Source organism: Pseudonocardia halophobica, from assembly GCF_050948485.1.
Taxonomy (GTDB): Bacteria; Actinomycetota; Actinomycetes; order Mycobacteriales; family Pseudonocardiaceae; genus Pseudonocardia; species Pseudonocardia halophobica.
In genome coordinates this window covers 3,486,771-3,503,779 of the sequence record NZ_CP192046.1, presented here as the reverse complement: position 1 = coordinate 3,503,779, position 17,009 = coordinate 3,486,771, and the positions used below count along the sequence as shown (strand labels likewise).

General features: G+C 74.8%; 13 protein-coding genes. 4 read left to right on the top strand and 9 right to left on the bottom strand.

Going from position 1 to position 17,009, the window contains the following annotated elements:
• Nucleotides 1-38 precede the first annotated feature (38 nt).
• On the bottom strand, nucleotides 39-1,811 hold the full coding sequence (locus ACQP04_RS16870) for a purple acid phosphatase family protein (protein ID WP_433507980.1): 1,773 nt from the start codon (nucleotides 1,809-1,811) through the stop codon (nucleotides 39-41).
• 290 nt (nucleotides 1,812-2,101) lie between these two features.
• Between ACQP04_RS16870 and ACQP04_RS16865 the strand changes: the two genes are divergently transcribed.
• Nucleotides 2,102-5,128, top strand: a complete 3,027-nt coding sequence (locus tag ACQP04_RS16865) for an alpha/beta fold hydrolase (RefSeq protein ID WP_433507979.1) — start codon at nucleotides 2,102-2,104, stop codon at nucleotides 5,126-5,128.
• A complete protein-coding gene (locus tag ACQP04_RS16860; RefSeq protein WP_433507978.1) occupies nucleotides 5,125-6,072 on the top strand; it encodes an ABC transporter permease in 948 nt (315 codons plus the stop codon). The genes ACQP04_RS16865 and ACQP04_RS16860 overlap by 4 nt, the downstream gene beginning before the upstream one ends.
• Before the next feature lie 2 nt (nucleotides 6,073-6,074).
• On the opposite strand, the gene ACQP04_RS16855 is transcribed toward ACQP04_RS16860, so the two are convergent.
• Together ACQP04_RS16855 and ACQP04_RS16850 are read right to left on the bottom strand one after the other, a co-directional pair.
• A complete protein-coding gene (locus ACQP04_RS16855; protein WP_433507977.1) occupies nucleotides 6,075-7,391 on the bottom strand; it encodes a GAF domain-containing protein in 1,317 nt (438 codons plus the stop codon).
• 119 nt (nucleotides 7,392-7,510) lie between these two features.
• Nucleotides 7,511-8,488 carry an EamA family transporter gene (locus tag ACQP04_RS16850; RefSeq protein WP_433507976.1) on the bottom strand — a complete coding sequence of 326 codons (978 nt, stop codon included), beginning with the start codon at nucleotides 8,486-8,488 and terminating at the stop codon, nucleotides 7,511-7,513.
• 71 nt (nucleotides 8,489-8,559) lie between these two features.
• On the opposite strand from ACQP04_RS16850, the gene ACQP04_RS16845 reads away from it, so the two are divergent.
• Nucleotides 8,560-9,474 (top strand): LysR family transcriptional regulator, encoded by a 915-nt coding sequence (locus ACQP04_RS16845; protein WP_433507975.1) that lies wholly within the window; start codon nucleotides 8,560-8,562, stop codon nucleotides 9,472-9,474.
• On the opposite strand, the gene ACQP04_RS16840 is transcribed toward ACQP04_RS16845, so the two are convergent.
• The 3 genes from ACQP04_RS16840 to uvrB all read right to left on the bottom strand — a co-directional run bounded on the left by ACQP04_RS16840 (nucleotide 9,471) and on the right by uvrB (nucleotide 13,343).
• Nucleotides 9,471-9,806 carry an MmcQ/YjbR family DNA-binding protein gene (locus ACQP04_RS16840; protein ID WP_433507974.1) on the bottom strand — a complete coding sequence of 112 codons (336 nt, stop codon included), beginning with the start codon at nucleotides 9,804-9,806 and terminating at the stop codon, nucleotides 9,471-9,473. The two genes, ACQP04_RS16845 and ACQP04_RS16840, sit on opposite strands and share 4 nt — an antisense overlap.
• Nucleotides 9,803-11,023 (bottom strand): glycosyltransferase 87 family protein, encoded by a 1,221-nt coding sequence (locus ACQP04_RS16835; protein WP_433507973.1) that lies wholly within the window; start codon nucleotides 11,021-11,023, stop codon nucleotides 9,803-9,805. Before ACQP04_RS16835 ends, ACQP04_RS16840 begins: the two co-directional genes overlap by 4 nt.
• A 124-nt stretch (nucleotides 11,024-11,147) precedes the next feature.
• A complete protein-coding gene (gene uvrB / locus ACQP04_RS16830; RefSeq protein ID WP_433507972.1) occupies nucleotides 11,148-13,343 on the bottom strand; it encodes an excinuclease ABC subunit UvrB in 2,196 nt (731 codons plus the stop codon).
• Nucleotides 13,344-13,425: 82 nt separating this feature from the next.
• On the opposite strand from uvrB, the gene ACQP04_RS16825 reads away from it, so the two are divergent.
• Nucleotides 13,426-13,956 (top strand): DUF402 domain-containing protein, encoded by a 531-nt coding sequence (locus tag ACQP04_RS16825; protein WP_433507971.1) that lies wholly within the window; start codon nucleotides 13,426-13,428, stop codon nucleotides 13,954-13,956.
• A gap of 106 nt (nucleotides 13,957-14,062) precedes the next feature.
• On the opposite strand, the gene ACQP04_RS16820 is transcribed toward ACQP04_RS16825, so the two are convergent.
• The 3 genes from ACQP04_RS16820 to coaE all read right to left on the bottom strand — a co-directional run bounded on the left by ACQP04_RS16820 (nucleotide 14,063) and on the right by coaE (nucleotide 17,000).
• Nucleotides 14,063-14,722, bottom strand: a complete 660-nt coding sequence (locus ACQP04_RS16820; protein ID WP_433507970.1) for a hypothetical protein — start codon at nucleotides 14,720-14,722, stop codon at nucleotides 14,063-14,065.
• A complete protein-coding gene (locus ACQP04_RS16815; RefSeq protein WP_433507969.1) occupies nucleotides 14,719-15,639 on the bottom strand; it encodes an RNA polymerase sigma factor in 921 nt (306 codons plus the stop codon). Before ACQP04_RS16815 ends, ACQP04_RS16820 begins: the two co-directional genes overlap by 4 nt.
• Nucleotides 15,640-15,800: 161 nt before the next feature.
• Nucleotides 15,801-17,000, bottom strand: a complete 1,200-nt coding sequence (gene coaE, locus ACQP04_RS16810) for a dephospho-CoA kinase (protein WP_433507968.1) — start codon at nucleotides 16,998-17,000, stop codon at nucleotides 15,801-15,803.
• Between the last annotated feature and the right edge of the window lie 9 nt (nucleotides 17,001-17,009).

Below are 17,009 nucleotides of genomic sequence, written 5' to 3'. Positions count from 1 at the left end.
TCGCGCCGCCCGCCAGCGGGGGTGACCGACCACACCGGTCAGAGCACCCGAGAAGGGGATGAACCGGTTGAACCGGCAGGAACCGACAACCCGGTCGGGGTACGCGACCAGCCGGCCGGCACCACGGGGACCGCGGGGACCGCGGGCGTGGTCGGGACGGCGGGGGGCGGCGCGGGCGACACGGACGGCACCGCGGGCGGTGGCACCACGGGAACGCCCGGGACGGGCCGGGCGAGGTCGACCCGGTCGATCTCCTCGCCGTCGTCGGTCACGGCGTGGACCCGCATGGTCGCGATCCGCCCCGGCACCTCCGGCTGCACCTCCACCCGCAGGTAGGCGTAGCCGGCGTAGCGCACCCGGGACCAGCCCACCGTCTCCGACCTCTCGCCGTCCTTGCCCGTGACACGGCTGCGGATCTCCCGGTCCTCGCCGGCCCGGCCGCGGTAGCGGTCGCCGCCGTCGTCGAGCCAGCCGTTGCTCCGCCGCCCGCCGGACCCGACGCAGATGTAGGTCGTGCCGTCCGTGGCGGGGCGGACGGTCGCCCTGTCCGGGGCCTCGCGGGTGGCCTCACCGCCCCGGATCGGGTCCGTGCGCTCGTACTGGTGGTTGTGGCCCTGCACGGCGAGGTCGACCGAGAAGCGGTCGAACAACGGCGTCAGGGCGGACCGTACGCCGCCGTCGGAGGCGTGCGAGTCGCTGGTCGAGTAGGCGCAGTGGTGGAAGAACACCACCACGAAGGTGACGTCCGGGTCGGCGCGGAAGGCCGCGAGCGTGTCGGTCAGCCACTCGACCTGGGCGCCGCGGCTGTAGCCGGTGTTGGCGCGGATCTCGGTGGACAGGTCGTTGGCGTCGACGCTGACCACCCCCACGCAGCCGTGCGTGAACGCGTAGACCGACGGGCAGCCCGACGGCCCGGTCCGCGGCAGGTCCAGCCGGGCCGCGTGGCCGCCGTAGCCGTGGCCGGAGTCGCCGTCGTCGTACAGGGCCTCCATGTCGTGGTTGCCCGTGGCGAACATCCACGGCGTGTGGGCGGCGCTCTTCTCGATCGCGGCGAAGTACCGCGTCCACAGACCCGGGTCGAACGAGTCGTCCCGGTCGCCGCGGCCCGCGCGGTCGGCATAGCAGATGTCGCCGGCCAGCAGGTGGAAGGCCGGGGCGTCCTGGGCGATCAGCGCGGTCAGCACGTCCGGGGGCGCCGCGCCGCCGTTCCCGTCACGGGCGTCGCCGGCGACGCCCTGGTCGGCGAACGCCGTGAACGTGAACGGCCGGCCGTCGCCCTTCGCCGGTGCGGTGCGGAAGGTGGCGTCCGGTGTCGTCGAGCCGTCGGGCAGGCGGAAGCGGTAGTGGTAGGTGGTGCCGGCGGTCAGTCCCTCGGCCCGGGCGTGCGCGAAGAGCTGCTCCCCGCCGCGGACGTCCTCGCCCCGCGGCACCTGGCTGACCAGCTCGCGGAGCTCGACGGGCACGGTCGCGCCGTAGCCGGTGTCGAGGCCGAGATCCAGGAGGACCCTGCCCGCCGGCTTCCCGGTCAGCTCGCCCGCGATCGCCATCGAGGTGCGCGGGTCGTCGCCGAACGCGAGGTGCCGGCCGACGAGCCCGGTCCCCGCCGCCCGCGCCACACCGGTCCACGGGCCGTGGGCCAGCGCGAGCCCGGCGATCACCCCGATCCCGCCCCGCAGCGCCGCCCGCCGCGTGACCGGCCGCCGCCGGAGCTCGGCACGGATCCACTCGTGCTGGTCCGCGACCGTCATGTCGCGGGCCAGCCGGCGCGGGATGCCGAGATCGGGCGTCTCACCCTCCGGGTTCACGGGCACGCCCCGACTGTCACGCAGTGATCGCTCCGGAGCGGTCAAGCCGCCCGGCGCGTCGGTGAAGAGCGACGACCGGGCGACCGTCGGTCGGGTGTCGGGAGCCTTTCCGCCCGGCTGAGAGCGGCCTGAGGCGCCGTGCGCGGTGGAGCGCTCCACGCGGATACGGTTCCGGGGTGCCCCGCCTGTTCCGCGCCGCCGGCGCGCGTGCCGCCGTGCGCCGAGCCGCGGCAAGATCCGAGCGCCCCCGGAGACGCCCGGTCCTCGACGTGTCGCGGCCCGGTCGTCGCGCTTCCGTGCTCGGTACCGCGGCGATCGCGACGGTCGCGCTGCTCGTGCTCACGCCCGGCACCGCCGCGGCCGCAGCCGGCACGAACACGACCATCGGCTCCACCCCGACCCCCGCGCCCACCTCCGCCGACATCCGCACGAGCGACCAGCGCATCGACGTGCGCGGCGGGCCGGGCGTCCCCGGCACCGTCTCCCTCGACACCACGCTCTACCTGCCCGAGACCACGCCGGCGCCCGCGGTGCTCGTCGCGCACGGGTTCGGCGGGAACAAGCGGTCCGTCGACACCGACGCCCGCCAGCTCGCGGACCGCGGGTACGTCGTGCTCACCTGGTCGGCGCGCGGGTTCGGGGCCAGCGGCGGGCAGATCGCGCTCGACTCCCCCGACCACGAGGTCGCCGACGCCGAGCAGTTGGTCGACTGGCTCGGCGGGCGCCCCGAGGTGCAGCAGGACGGGCCGGGCGACCCGCGGGTCGGCGTGACCGGCGGGTCCTACGGCGGGGCGTTGTCCCTGCTCCTGGCCGGGTACGACCGGCGCGTCGACGCCCTCGCCCCCGTGATCACCTGGAACGACCTGTCGCAGGCCCTCTTCCCCAACGCCGGCGGGCGCACCGACCTGCCGGCGGACACCCCGGCGCGCGGCACCTTCGGCGGCGACGGCGTGTTCAAGCGCGGCTGGGCCGGGGTGTTCTTCTCCTCGGGCTCGAGCAGCACCGGCGGGGCGGCGGGCTCCCCGGGCGCCACCGACGACAGCACCGGGGCCACGAACGGCGCCGCCCCCACCGGCGGCACCACCGGCAGCGACACCACCGGCGACGACGGCAGTTCGGCGGCCGGGAACGACACCGGCAGCAGCGACACCGGCAGCGACGCGAACGGCAGCAGCAGCGACAGCACCACCACCAGCACGAACGACCTCGCCTCCGCCCTCGGCGCCCGCACCGGCGGCGGCCTGCCCGCCTCGGCCGTCCCGCCCGCCGCCCCACCGGTGACCTGCGGGCGTTTCACCGCCGAGGTCTGCACCGCCTACACCGAGGCCGCCACCACCGGCCGCCTCTCCCCCGCCACCGAGGCGCTGCTGCGCCGCTCCTCCCCGGTGTCGGTGACCGACCGCATCACCGCGCCGACGCTGATCGTGCAGGGCGAGCAGGACACCCTCTTCGGCCTCGACCAGGCCGACGCCAACGCCCGCCAGATCGCCGCGCACGGCACGCCGGTGAAGCTCGCCTGGTACGCGGGCGGGCACGACGGCGGCTCCCCCGACCAGCCCGTCCGCGACCGGATCGGCGAGTGGTTCGACTTCCACCTTCGCGGCACCGGCGAGGACCCCGGCACGTCCTTCTCCTACGAGGTGGAGAGCGGCATCCGCGCGGGCCGGTCCACCACCACGAGCCGGACGGTCGTCGCCGACGCCTACCCCGGCCTGTCCGGCGCCGCACCCGTCACCACGCAGACGCTGCCGCTCACGGGTCAGCCGCAGGTCGTCGCCAATCCGGCCGGCGGGAACCCGGCGGCGATCACCTCGCTGCCCGGCCTCGGCGGCGCGCTCGGCTCGCTGGGCAGCCGGCTCTCTGCCTTCACCGCCGACCTGCCCGGCCAGTCCGCGCTCTTCACCGGGCCGGCGCTCACCGCGCAGACGGACGTCGCGGGCGCGCCGCGCATCGACGTCACCGTCTCCCGGATGCCCGGCCAGCCCGCCGCCGACGAGGCCGTCCTGTTCGCCAAGACCTACGAGGTCGGCCAGGACGGGCTGCGCCAGCTGCTGGGCAACGCCGTCGCGCCGGTCCGCGTGGCCGTCCCCGCCGACGGCAGCCCCGCCCGGGTGTCGATCACGCTGCCCGGCGTGGTGGCGCCGATCGAGGTCGGCAACCGCCTCGTGGTCTCGATCAGCACGACCGACCAGGGCTTCGCCTCCCCCGCCGAACCGGCGGTCTGGCGGATCGGCCTGGCCGAGGGCGCCGCGCTCGCGGTGCCGGTGGTGCCCGGCCGGGCCGTCACGACCAGCACGGTCCCGGTCTGGCCGCTGGTCGGGATCGGCGTCGTCCTGCTGCTGTCCCTGGTGGGCTGGCTGGTCGCGAAGGCGCTGCGCCGCCGTCGCGAGGTCCCGCCCGCCGGGGCCGCGGACGCCCCGCCGCTGGAGATCAGCGGGCTCGCCAAGACCTACAAGGGCGGGTTCAGCGCGGTGAAGGAGGTGTCGTTCACCGTGCAGCCCGGCATGGTGCTCGGGCTGCTCGGCCCCAACGGCGCCGGCAAGACGACCGTGCTGCGCATGCTGATGGGCCTGATCTCGCCGACCTCCGGGTCGATCCGGGCGTTCGGCGAGCCCGTCGGGCCCGGCGCGCCGGTGCTGGCCCGGATCGGCGCGTTCGTCGAGGGCCCCGGCTTCCTACCACACCTCTCCGGCGCCGACAACCTGCGGCTCTACTGGGCCGCCACCGGCCGGCCCACCGAGGAGGCGCACCTCGAGGAGGCCCTCGAGGTCGCGGGGCTCGGCGAGTCCGTGCACCGCCGCGTCGGCACCTACTCGCAGGGCATGCGGCAGCGCCTCGCGATCGCCCAGGCCATGCTCGGGCTGCCGGAGCTGCTCGTGCTCGACGAACCGACCAACGGGCTCGACCCGCCCCAGATCCACGCGATGCGGGAGCTGCTGCGGCGCTACGCCGAGGGCGGCCGGACCGTGCTCGTCTCCAGCCACCTGCTGGCCGAGGTCGAGCAGACGTGCACGCACGTCGTCGTCATGCACCACGGCCGGGTCGTCGCCGACGGCACGGTCGACGACATCATCGCCGGCGGCGGCGCGGCCAGCTTCGGCGTCGACGTGCCGGAGCGCGCGGTCGAGGTCCTCGCGGCGCTCGACGGCGTCCGCGACGTCGCCGCCGAGGGTCGCCTGGTGCACGCGGAGCTCAACGGCACCCCGCGCGCGTCGGCGGTGCAGGCCCTGGTCGCGGCCGGGATCTCGGTGGAGTCCGCCGGCCCGCGCCGCCGCCTGGAGGACGCGTTCCTCCAGCTCGTGGGAGAGGACACGGCACCATGACGCAGCCGAGCGAGCACGAGTCGCGGGGCGACTGGCTGCACCGGGACGCGAAGTACGCCGACCCGTCGACCCGGAAGGGGCACGTCGGCCTGCTGGCGGCGGACGGCTCGCCCGCCTCGTCGTACCGGGCGGGCCGGACGCTCCCGCTGCGCGTCGAGCTGGTCCGCCAGCTCAAGCGGCGCCGCACGCAGGTGACGTTCGCGCTGGTCGCGCTGCTGCCGGTGATCCTCTGGATCGCCTTCTCGCTGACGAGCGACGAGGGCCCGGGCACCTCGGTCAACCTGGTCGACCTGGCCAAGGGCAGTGGCACCAACTTCGCCGTGTTCGCCCTGTTCGCGACGGCCGGGTTCCTGCTGGTCGTGGTGGTGGCGCTGTTCTTCGGCGACACCGTGGCGTCGGAGGCGTCGTGGTCCTCGCTGCGGTACCTGCTCGCCGCCCCCGTGCCCCGCGCGCGGCTGCTGCGGCAGAAGGCGATCGTCGCCGGACTGCTGTCGTTCGCCGCGCTCCTGCTGCTCCCGGTGGTGGCGCTCGTGGTCGGCACGCTCGCGTACGGCACCGGCGACCTCGTCAGCCCCACCGGCGAGTCCCTGGGGTACTGGGCCGCGGCCGGACGCGCGCTGCTCGGCGGGGTCTACGTGGCCGTCAACCTGCTGTGGGTCGCCGGCCTGGCGCTGCTGCTCTCGGTGAGCACCGACGCCCCGCTGGGGGCCGTCGGCGGCGCCGTGATGACGTCGATCGTCTCGCAGATCCTCGACCAGATCACGGCGCTCGAGGACCTGCGGAACTACCTGCCGACGCACTACGCCAACGCGTGGTCCGACCTCCTCGCGACCCGGATCGACTGGGGCGACATGACCCGCGGCGCCTTCGGCGGCATCACCTGGGCCGCGGTGCTGTTCGCGCTGGCGGCCTGGCGGTTCCACCGCAAGGACGTCACGAGCTGACCTCAGACCGCCCGGGCGTCCGCCTCCAGCAGGGCGCGGATGCCCGGCGCGGCGGATCCCGCGAGCACCGTCCCGGACAGGGGCGGGACGTGCACCTCGACCTCGTCGGCGATCCGGTAGGGCCGCGCGAGCAGCAGCCCGCCCAGCCCGCGGCGCAGCCTGCTCATCTCGGCGCGGACCGTCACCAGGTGGTCGCGGTCGCCGTAGAGGGCGGCGGACAGGGCGCCCGCGTCGAGCCCCCTGGCGCCGGCCCGGGCCAGCAGCACCAGCAGCTCGGCGTGCCGGGTGGACAGCGGATGGACCCAGCGGGCCGAGCCGTCGACGACCGCGCGCGGCCGGCCGGCGGCGAGGTCCAGGGTCAGGGTCAGGCCGCCCGACGTCGTCGCGCCGCCGTCGGCCGACCGCAGCAGCCACCCGCCGGGCACCGGCTCGGGGAGGCACAACCCGACCCCGTGCACGGCCAGCGGCCGGTCGGGGCGCGGCGCGGCGACCCGCTCGATGCTCGGCATCCCGGTGACGGCGGCGACCCAGCCGTGGTCGTCGACCACCAGTCCGGCGCCGGGCACCGCGGACAGCAGCGGGGCCGCGACGCCGCGCAGCGCGTCCAGCCGGACCTCGTGCTGGCGCCACAGGCTCGCCTCGGCCAGCTTCACCGCGGTCCCGACCAGCGCGACGGTCGTCGGGTGGATCGTCTCGGCGGGCCCGCTGACGTCGACCACGCCGAGCAGCTCGCCGGTCCGCGGGTCGTGCACCGGGCAGGCGGTGCAGGTCCAGACGTGGTGCGACCGCACGAAGTGCTCGGCCGCGAAGAGCTGGACGGGCGCGCCCTCGGCCAGCGCGGTCCCGATCGCGTTCGTGCCCACGGACGCCTCGGACCAGTCGGCGCCCTCGGTGAAGCCCAACGCGTCCGCCCGGTGCCGGACCCGGTTGGAGCCCTCCCGCCACAGCAGGATCCCGTCCGCGTCCGTCACGACCATGACGTGCCGGGCGTCCTCCGCGACCGAGGTCAGCGCCGCGCGCAGCTCCGGCAGGACGCGCTGCAGCGGGGAGCCGGACCGCCGCCGCTCGACCTGGTCGGCCGCGAGCGGACCCGCCGGCTCGCCGTGCTCGGGATCGACGCCCTGGGCGCGCACGCGCTGCCAGGACCGGGCGACCAGGGACCGGATCTCGGGCGACGGGCTCGCCCCGGCCAGGACGGCGTCGTGCAGGTGGGCGAGGACCTTCGCGTGCCGCCCGACGTCCGTGCCCGGGCGCACCGCACACACACCGCGTCCGCCCGGGGCCCCGTTGCTCCCCGGCTTGATCTCCGCGCCCGCCACGTCACCTCCGCCCCGCCCCGGCACGGCTCCGGTGTGCGGCCGCGGCGCGACGCGTCACGGCGACGGGACGTGTCGCTCACCATAGCCCGACGGGGACGGGGTGCGTGCCGTCCGACAGGTCAGGCAGCCGTGCGCCGATCGCCGACGACCGGCTCCTCCTCGGTGCCGCCGGTGCTGTCGGTGCCGTTCGTGCTGTCGGTGCCGTCGGTGCCGACCACCTCCGCGGGGGTGGTCCGGGCGGGCCGCGGGGTGCCCAGCACCCCGCCGACGATGACGACCGCGGAGACCAGCTCGGTCACGCTCGGCCGCTCCCCCAGCACCGCGGCGGCGAGCGCGATCCCGACGACCGGCACCAGCAGCGAGTACGGCGCGACGACGCCCGCCGGGTACCGCCGCATCAGCCAGGTCCAGATCCCGGAGCCCACGACCGTCGCCATCAGCGACAGGTAGACGACGGCGGCGAGCCCGGGCAGGCCCTCGACCGAGAAGGCCGCACCCAGCGCCGACCAGCCCGCGCCCGGTCCCTCGGTCAGCACCGACGCGGCGAACAGCGGGATCGGCGGGATCACGCACATCCACAACGTCAGGTGCATCGGCTTCGGCGGCGCGGCGAGCCGGCTGCAGAGGTTGCCGAACGCCCAGCCGAGCGCCCCGCACAGCGTCAACAGGACCGGGACCAGGGCCGCCGACTGGGCCCGCGAGACCGCGATCGCCGCCAGCCCCAGCACCGCCAGCCCGATCCCGACCGCCTGCCGCGCGGTGAGCCGCTCGCGCAGGAACAGCGCCCCGAGCAGCACCGTGAACGGTGCAGAGGCCTGCAGCACCAGCGACGCGAGCCCCGTCGGCATCCCGAGGTCCATCGCCACGAAGAGGAAGAGGAACTGGATCGTGCCGAACCCGAGCCCGTAGCCGAGCAGCCACTTCAGCGGCACCTGCGGGCGCGGCACGAACAGCAGCGCCGGCACCGCGATGACCAGCATCCGCAGCCCCGCGAGGAACAGCGGCGGGAAGTGGTCGAGACCGACGCGGATGGCCAGGAAGTTCCCGCCCCACAGGGCGGCGACGAGAACGGCGAGCAGGCGGTGTCGTGCGGTCACGGTTCGAGGGTGCGCCGCCGGAACCTGAAAGACCACCGACATGTTCTGAAGAGACTTTGTAGCGTGGCTTCATGGATGTGCAGCGGCTGCGGATCCTCTGTGAGCTCGCCGACCGGGGCTCGGTCACGGCGGTCGCGCAGGCCCTGCGGTTCACGCCGTCGGCCATCTCGCAGCAGCTCAAGGCCCTGGCCGAGGAGGTCGGCGTCCCGTTGACCGAGCCCGCGGGCCGGGGTCTGCGGCTCACCGCGGCCGGGCTGGCGCTCGTCGCCGAGGCCGAGCACGTCCTCGCCGCGCTCGCCCGCGCCGAGGCGGCGGTGCAGGCGCTGCAGACGACGCCGCACGGCGTGGTCAGGATGGCGATGTTCCCCTCGGGTGCGCGGATGATGCTGGCCGGGCTGCTGCGACGGGTGGCGGACACCGGCGTCGACCTCCAGGTCCGCGACCTGGACATGACCCCGGCCGAGGTCCCCGTCCTCGCCGCGGACCACGATCTCGTCGTCGCGCACCGGGACGAGCACGCCGACCCGCTCGCCAGCGCCCGGCACCGCGTGGTGCCGCTGGTCCGGGAGCCGCTCGACGTCGTGCTGCCGCCCGGGCACCCGCTCGGCCGGCATCGCAGGCTCCGGCTCGACCAGCTCGCCGGCGAGCCGTGGATCAGCGTGAACGTGGGCTGGCCGGTCGACGACGTGCTCCGCTCGCTCACCACCCGCACCGGCACCCGGCCTCGCGTCGTCCAGCGGATCAACGACTTCGCCGTGACCGAGGAGCTCGTCGCGGCGGGGGTGGGGGTCGCCCTGCTCCCCCGCTGGTCGACCGACGACCGGGGCGGCCGGCGGTTCCTGCGCCGCCCGCTCGCCGGCGTGCGCGCGGCGCGGCTGGTGGAGGTGGTGATGCGGGAGAGCGTGGCCGAACGCCCGGCCGTACGGACCGTGGTCGACGCCCTGCACGCCACCATCGCCGCGACCACCGGCGCGCGGAGCTCCTAGGGGCGCTTGCTCTTCGGCAGCTTCGCGACGATCGCGTCGTACGACTCGTCGACCAGCTCGCGGAGCTCGTCGGCCGGCACCGTGCCGTCGAGCGCGACGACGTTCCAGCCGAACCGCCCGATGTACGGCGACGCCGTGACCGCGTCCGGGTAGCGGTCGCGCAGCTCGGCCGCCTCGTCCGCGTCCCGCCCGCACTTCAGCCCGACGCCCTCGCCGCCCAGGAACGCGAAGATCTTTCCGCCGACCTTGGCCACGAGATCGCCCTCCCACGGCTCGTCGGCCACCGCACCGGGCTTGCCGAGCGCGTAGGTCGCGATCTCGTCGTGGTTCACGCGGGGCCGGTCCCCACCGGGTGACGCACGTAGTACCGCCAGGCCACGGCCAGCATCGCGATCGCGACGATCACGTACGTGGCCCCGACGAGCTGCTGGCCGGCGTTCCAGCCCAGCTCGACCTGGTTGTTGCCCGGCAGCCAGCGGAACGGGGCGAGGAAGAAGGTCACCAGGAGCACCAGCTCGACGGCGATCCAGCCCGGCCGCCGGGTCCGCACGGCATGGGCCCCGACGGCGACGACGGCCGGCGCGATCCACACCCAGTGGTGCGACCAGGAGGTCGGCGAGACCAGGAGCATGAACGCGGCCATGGCGGACATCGCGATCGCCGGGTCGGCGCGCCGGACCGTCGGGACGAGCAGGACCAGGAGCACCAGCGCGACGACGACCCAGATGCCGGTCAGCAGCGGGCCCTCGACACCCCAGCGCGCGACGACCGCCTGGACGGTCTCGTTGGTGTAGAACACCGAGCCGCTGACGCCGGCCGCCGGGCCGCCGAACCAGTAGGCGGCCGACGCCTGGGCGTCGACCAGGAAGCCCACCGCGGTCGCGACGGCGGCGGTGACGACGGTGACCACGGCTGCCCGGAAGTCGCGGCGCAGCAGGAAGAACAGCACGAACGCCGCGGGCGTGAGCTTGATCGCCGCGGCCAGCCCGACGAGCAGGCCCCGCGGCCAGCGGGTGCGCGGGGCCAGGCAGTCGACCGCCACCAGGGCCATCAGGATGATGTTGACCTGGCCGAACTCGAAGGTCTGCAGCACCGGCTCGATCCACAGCAGCGCAGGCAGCGCCAGGAACGCGACCGACACGGCCCCGCTGCGGCCGCCCGCGGGCCAGGCCCGCAGCGCGGCGACGTACAGCGTGACCGCGAGCGAGGCCAGCGAGAGCACGAACAGCAGCACCCACGCCGCGGTCCACGGCAGCAGCGCGAGCGGGGTGAGCACCATCGCCGCGAAGACCGGGTAGATGAACGGCAGCGCCAGCCCGGAGATCGTGGGCGGCAGCGGACCGTACATGTCCCCGCCCTGCAGCCACGTGTTCACGCCGAGCCGGTAGACCTCGAGGTCGATGTGGTAGCCGTGCGTGTGCAGCAGCAGGGCCGCGACCGAGATCGCCAGCAGCGGCAGGCTGATCACGAACGAGCGCCGGGACAGCACGCGGAGCCGGACCCGCCGGACCATCTCGGCGGCGCCCGGGCGGGTGCTGGAGAGGGTCACGCGGTCCTCCGGCTCGTGCGTCGAAACGGCGCCCACCGTAGCAACGCGCCGGATCGGCGCGGCAACGCGGCGCAGCGGGGCCGCCGCGGCACCGCGCCGAGCCACGGCCGCACCGCGCCGGGGCTCAGCTGATCCCCGCCGCGTCCATCCCCCGCAGCTCCTTCTTCAGGTCCTGGATCTCGTCCCGCAGCCGGGCGGCCAGCTCGAACTGCAGGTCGCGCGCCGCCGCGAGCATCTGATCGTTCATCTGCTGGATGAGGTCGGCCAGCTCCGCGCGCGGCATCGCCTTGGTGTCGCGGCCCGCCACGATCCCCGAGCTGCCCCCGGACGCGCGGCCCGGCTCGCCCGCGGCCCGCTTGCCCCGGGAGGCGTTGCGCCCGGAGCCGCCGACGGGGACCTCGGAGTCCTCCGCCTCGCGGTAGACCTGGTCGAGGATGTCGGCGATCTTCTTCCGCAGCGGCTGCGGGTCGATCCCCTTCTCCGTGTTGTAGGCGATCTGCTTGGCCCGGCGGCGCTCCGTCTCGTCGATCGCGTGCTGCATCGACTCGGTGACCGTGTCGGCGTACATGTGCACCTGGCCGGACACGTTGCGCGCCGCGCGACCGATCGTCTGGATCAGCGAGGTGCCGGAGCGCAGGAAGCCCTCCTTGTCCGCGTCGAGGATCGCGACGAGCGACACCTCGGGCAGGTCGAGGCCCTCGCGGAGCAGGTTGATGCCGACCAGCACGTCGTACTCCCCGAGCCGCAGCTGCCGGAGCAGCTCGACCCGGCGCAGGGTGTCGACCTCGGAGTGCAGGTACCGCACCCGGATGCCCAGCTCGAGCAGGTAGTCGGTGAGGTCCTCGGCCATCTTCTTGGTCAGCGTGGTGACCAGGACCCGCTCGTCCCGCTCGGCGCGCTCGCGGATCTCGCCCACCAGGTCGTCGATCTGGCCCTTGGTGGGCTTCACGACGATCTCCGGGTCGACCAGGCCCGTCGGGCGGATGACCTGCTCGACGAACTCGCCGCCGGTGCGCGACAGCTCGTACGGGCCCGGGGTGGCCGACAGGTAGACCGTCTGCCCGATCCGGTCGGCGAACTCCTCCCAGGTCAGCGGGCGGTTGTCGACCGCCGACGGCAGCCGGAAGCCGAACTCCACCAGGTTCCGCTTGCGGGACATGTCGCCCTCGTACATGCCGCCGATCTGCGGCACGGTGACGTGTGACTCGTCGATGACCAGCAGGAAGTCGTCCGGGAAGTAGTCGATCAGGGTGGCCGGCGCGGTGCCCGGGCCGCGGCCGTCGATGTGCCGCGAGTAGTTCTCGATGCCGGAGCAGAACCCGACCTGCCGGATCATCTCCAGGTCGTACTGGGTGCGCATGCGCAGCCGCTGGGCCTCGAGCAGCTTGCCCTGGTTCTCCAGCTCGGCGAGCCGCTCCTCCAGCTCCTTCTCGATGTCCCGGACCGCGCGCTCCATCCGCTCCGGCCCCGCGACGTAGTGCGTGGCGGGGAAGATCCGCACGGTGTCGACCTGCTTGACCACGTCCCCGGTCAGCGGGTGCAGGTAGTAGAGCGCCTCGATCTCGTCCCCGAAGAACTCGATCCGGATCGCGAGCTCCTCGTAGGCCGGGATGATCTCCACGGTGTCGCCGCGCACCCGGAAGGTGCCGCGGGCGAAGCTCAGGTCGTTGCGCGTGTACTGCACGTCGACCAGCAGGCGCAGGAGCGCGTCCCGGTCGATCTCGCCGCCGACGTCGAGCTTCACGGAGCGGTCGAGGTACGACTGCGGCGTGCCCAGGCCGTAGATGCAGGACACCGACGCGACGACCACGACGTCCCTGCGCGACAACAGGTTCTGCGTGGCGGAGTGCCGCAGGCGCTCCACGTCGTCGTTGATCGAGGAGTCCTTCTCGATGTACGTGTCCGTCTGCGCGATGTACGCCTCGGGCTGGTAGTAGTCGTAGTACGAGACGAAGTACTCGACCGCGTTGTTCGGGAGCATCTCCCGCAGCTCGTTGGCCAGCTGCGCCGCGAGCGTCTTGTTCGGGGCCATCACCAGGGTCGGCCGCTGCACCCGCTCGATCAGCCACGCGGTGGTGGCCGACTTGCCCGTACCGGTGGCGCCGAGCAGCACCACGTCCTGCTCGCCCCGCTTGAGGCGCTTCTCCAGCTCCTCGATGGCCGCCGGCTGGTCGCCCGCGGGCTCGTACTCGCTGACGACCTCGAAGTGCCCGCCGGTGCGCTCGATCTCGCCCACGGGGCGGTACTCCGAGTGCGCGAGCGGGACCTCCGCCTCGCCGCCCTCGCGTGCGCTGCCGGGAACCTCTGTCGCGAATGCCACGAACCCAGGGTACGAGCGACCCCCGACAGTTTCCTGCCGCCGAACCCCCCGCGCGGACCGTTCGTCGGGCAGGATCGGCCGCGTGCACCCGCCGAAGATCCAGACCTTCGACGTGCCCGCCGGCGTCAACCTCGACACCAAGGGCATCCGGCGCGAGGTGGCGGAGTACCGCCGCACCCCGTTCGGGCTCTACATGAGCCGGCCGGTGGTGGGCCGGACGTCGGCGTGGTGGATCGAGTCGTGGCTGCTGCCCGACCTCGGGCTCGTGGTCACCGACTGGCAGTGGAACCCCGGGCACGAGCGCGAGCAGGACTTCTATCTCGACGTCGCCCGCATCGAGCCGGGCGAGGGCACGTGGCGGACCACCGACCTCTACCTCGACCTGGTGGTCAAGCGGGGCCGCTGGACCGAGGTGCTCGACGTCGACGAGTTCGTCGAGGCCGTGGCCGGCGGGCTGATCGACACCGCGACGGCGGAGTGGGCGCTGCACCGCTGCCACGCGACCGTGGCCGCGCTGGCGGCGCACGGCCACGACCTGGACGCGTGGCTGGCGGAGCACGGCGTCGTCCTCACCTGGCAGGGGCCGGGCGAGCAGGTGCGGCCCGCGGGCTGACCGCTTTCGAGAGCTCAGGCGGTCGGCGCGGGTCGACCTGCCCGGCGCCCCGCGAGCGGGGCCCTCAGGCGATGAGCCCTGCGTGGCGCCCCGGTGGGCGGCGCACTCAGGCGATCAGCGCGGCCAGCAGGCCCTGCTGCTCCGCCGTGGTGGTCGAGGTCGGCGTCGAGGTCCGCGTGGTCGTGGTGGTGCTGGTCGGCGAGGCCGAGGTCCGGGTCGTGGTCGGCGTGGTCGGGTCCGGGTCCCCCTCGTCCGTCGGCGTCGGCTTCGTGGTGGTCGTCGGCTTCGGCGTCGTGGTCGTCGTCGGCTTCGGCGGGGTCGTGACGACCGGGGGCGGCTCCACCGGGACCGGCGCCGGCGCCACCGGCTCCTGCGTGGTGGTGCGGGCGCGCGTGGTCGTCGTCCGCTTCTTCGTGGTCGTCGGGACGGGCTCCGCCGCCGCGACGGGTGCCGGGGCGACCGGCGGCGGCGCCACAATAGTGGTCACCGGCGGCGGTGTCGTGGTGGGCACCTGCGCCACGGGGGCGACGACGACGGGCGCGGGCTCGGCGGCGGCCGTGCCGATCGCGGTGACCCCGCCGAGGGCACCGACGGTCAGCACCGCGGCCGCGGCGGCACCGCTCGCGCGGTTGGCCGCACCGGCACGCCGGATGACGTCCTCGATCGCGGGCAACGAGACGCCCGCGGCCAGCTCGTCGTCCAGCCTGCGGAGCTCGTCCGCGCCGCGGCCCTCCGGACGCGTGCCGTACTGCACCGGGTTGGTCACCGGGCCTCCTCCTGGTCCGTGCCGTCGGTCGTGCCCTGAATCGTCGACTCGGTCGACTTCTCGTCCCCGCCGGGCCGCTCGTCGGAGCCGTCCACGTCCCCACGCGCCGCGGGCGCGTCCGGAACGGCCGCCACGGTCGCCGACTCCGCGTACTCCGCCCGCTCGACGGGCTCCGGCGGCAGGAGCGGGACGCTCCCCAGCGCGGTCAGGCCGGCCACGCCCTCCTCGATCAGGCTCCCGACCCGGTTGAGCCGCGCCTGCACGGTTCCCGGCGAGACCCGCTCGAGCGCCGCGACCTCGCGGACCCCCATGCCGGCCATGTAGACCAGCACCGCCGTGCGCCGCTCGTCGGCCGGGATCCGGGCGAGGGTGCGCAGCACGGCCGCAGTGCGCGGGTCCAGTCCCGCCTGCTCCTGCACGGGCGCACCGCGCAGTCCGAGGCGCGCGGCCAGGCGGCGCCAGGTGCTCGCCGAGGACCGCACCGCGACCCGGCGCACCCATGCCTCCGCGTCGCCCTCGCGGATCTCCGACCAGCGGCGCCAGGCGCGGGAGTACGCGTCCTGCACGAGGTCGTGGGCGGTGCCCGAGTCGAGGGTGATGGCGAAGAGCTGACCGACCAGCCGCGGGTAGTGCGCCTCGAGATGGGCGCCGAAGTCGGCGCGCAGCCCGCTCGGTGCGACCGGGTCCGCAGCAAGGTCCCGTTCGACGACGGAGCCGTCGGCCACGCCGTCCGATGCAGCACCATCCGAAGCGGTGCCGTCTGCGGTGCCGTCCGAAGCGGTGCCGTCCGAAGCGGTGCCGTCCGCAGCGGTGCCGTCCGCAGTGGCGCCGACGGCGGTGCCGTCCGCGACGGCGTCCTCGGGGGCACTCTCCTCCGGATCGGCCGGAGCGGGCTCCTGGTCGACCTGTGCGCTCACCCTCCGCCCCTTCGTCGCCCCGCTGCTCCCGGCCGGGCCCCGCCGGGTCCGGCCACCGTTCCCCGCCGTGGGCGTCACCCGCCGTCACGGTCCTGCCCGGCTATCGCGCGAGCCCGCTCCCCCGTTACAGCGAACCCCCGCCGGGTATACGCCCGATCAGACTAGTACGGCGGCGACCAACCGGTGGACGCGGCCCACTGCTCGGCCCTGGACAACGCGGCGTCGAACCACGGCTCCTTGCGTCCGACGTACCGCTCGGCGTCGGCGTCGCCGGCGAACTCGATCGCCGCGACCCGCTTGACCTGCAGGTACTCCGCCCGCGCTGCCCCGTCCGCCCGCAGCCAGTCCCGGAACAGCAGGGCGTAGCGCCAGCCGGGCGAGCCGTGCACGCGCACGTGGAGGTGCACCCGCTGGGCCGGGTCGGCGCCGGCGAAGTACCGCTTCCGCCAGTGCTCCGGGTCGGGGTCCGTGGGCTTCGGGTTGTCCTGCGTGATCCCCGGGATGCGGATCAGGCCGATCGCGCGCAGCGGCTCGTCGAGGGCGTCGGCGTCGTCGAGCGAGGCGACCGCGAGCTGCAGGTCCGTCACGTCCTTCGCGGGCAGCCCGGGCACCGCGGTCGACCCGATGTGCTCCACCCCCCGGCCGCGTTCCCCCGCCGCCCGGTCGACCCGCGCGGCCAGCCGCGCCCCCCGGTCCTCCCAGCCCGGCTCCGGTTCGACCAGGACCGGGGCTCCCCCGCGGACCGCACGCCCGAGCCGCACGTTCTCCTCGAGGGGCACCAGGCGGTCGTGCCAGAGCCGGTCGACCCGGGCCCGCAGCTCCTCCTCGGACCCGTCGTTGTCCAGCACCGCGTCGGCGACCGCCAGCCGCTCGGAGTCCGACGACTGCTTCGCGATCCGCGCCCGCGCGTCCTCCTCGGACATCCCGCGGCTCTCCACGAGCCTGCGCACGCGCACCTCGGCGTCCGTGTGCACGACCACGACGAGCGGGAACCGGGTCGCGTTGCCCATCTCGACCAGCAGCGCGGCGTCGTGCACCACGATCGCGTCGGGCCTGGCCGCGGCGACCAGCTCGGCCTGCCGCCGGGCGATGAGGGGGTGGGTGATGCCGTTGAGCACGGCGAGCTGGGCGTCGTCCCCGAAGACGACGGAGGCGACCTTCGGCCGGTCCATCTCGCCGTCCGGCCCCACCACCTCGGGTCCGAATGCCTCGGCGATCCGGGCGAGCCCCTCGGATCCCTTCGCGACGACCTCGCGGGCGATGAGGTCGGCGTCGACCAGGACCGCCCCCAGCTCCACCAGCCGCCGCGAGACCGTCGACTTGCCCGCCCCGATACCGCCCGTCAGCCCGATCTGCAGCACGGGGACGAC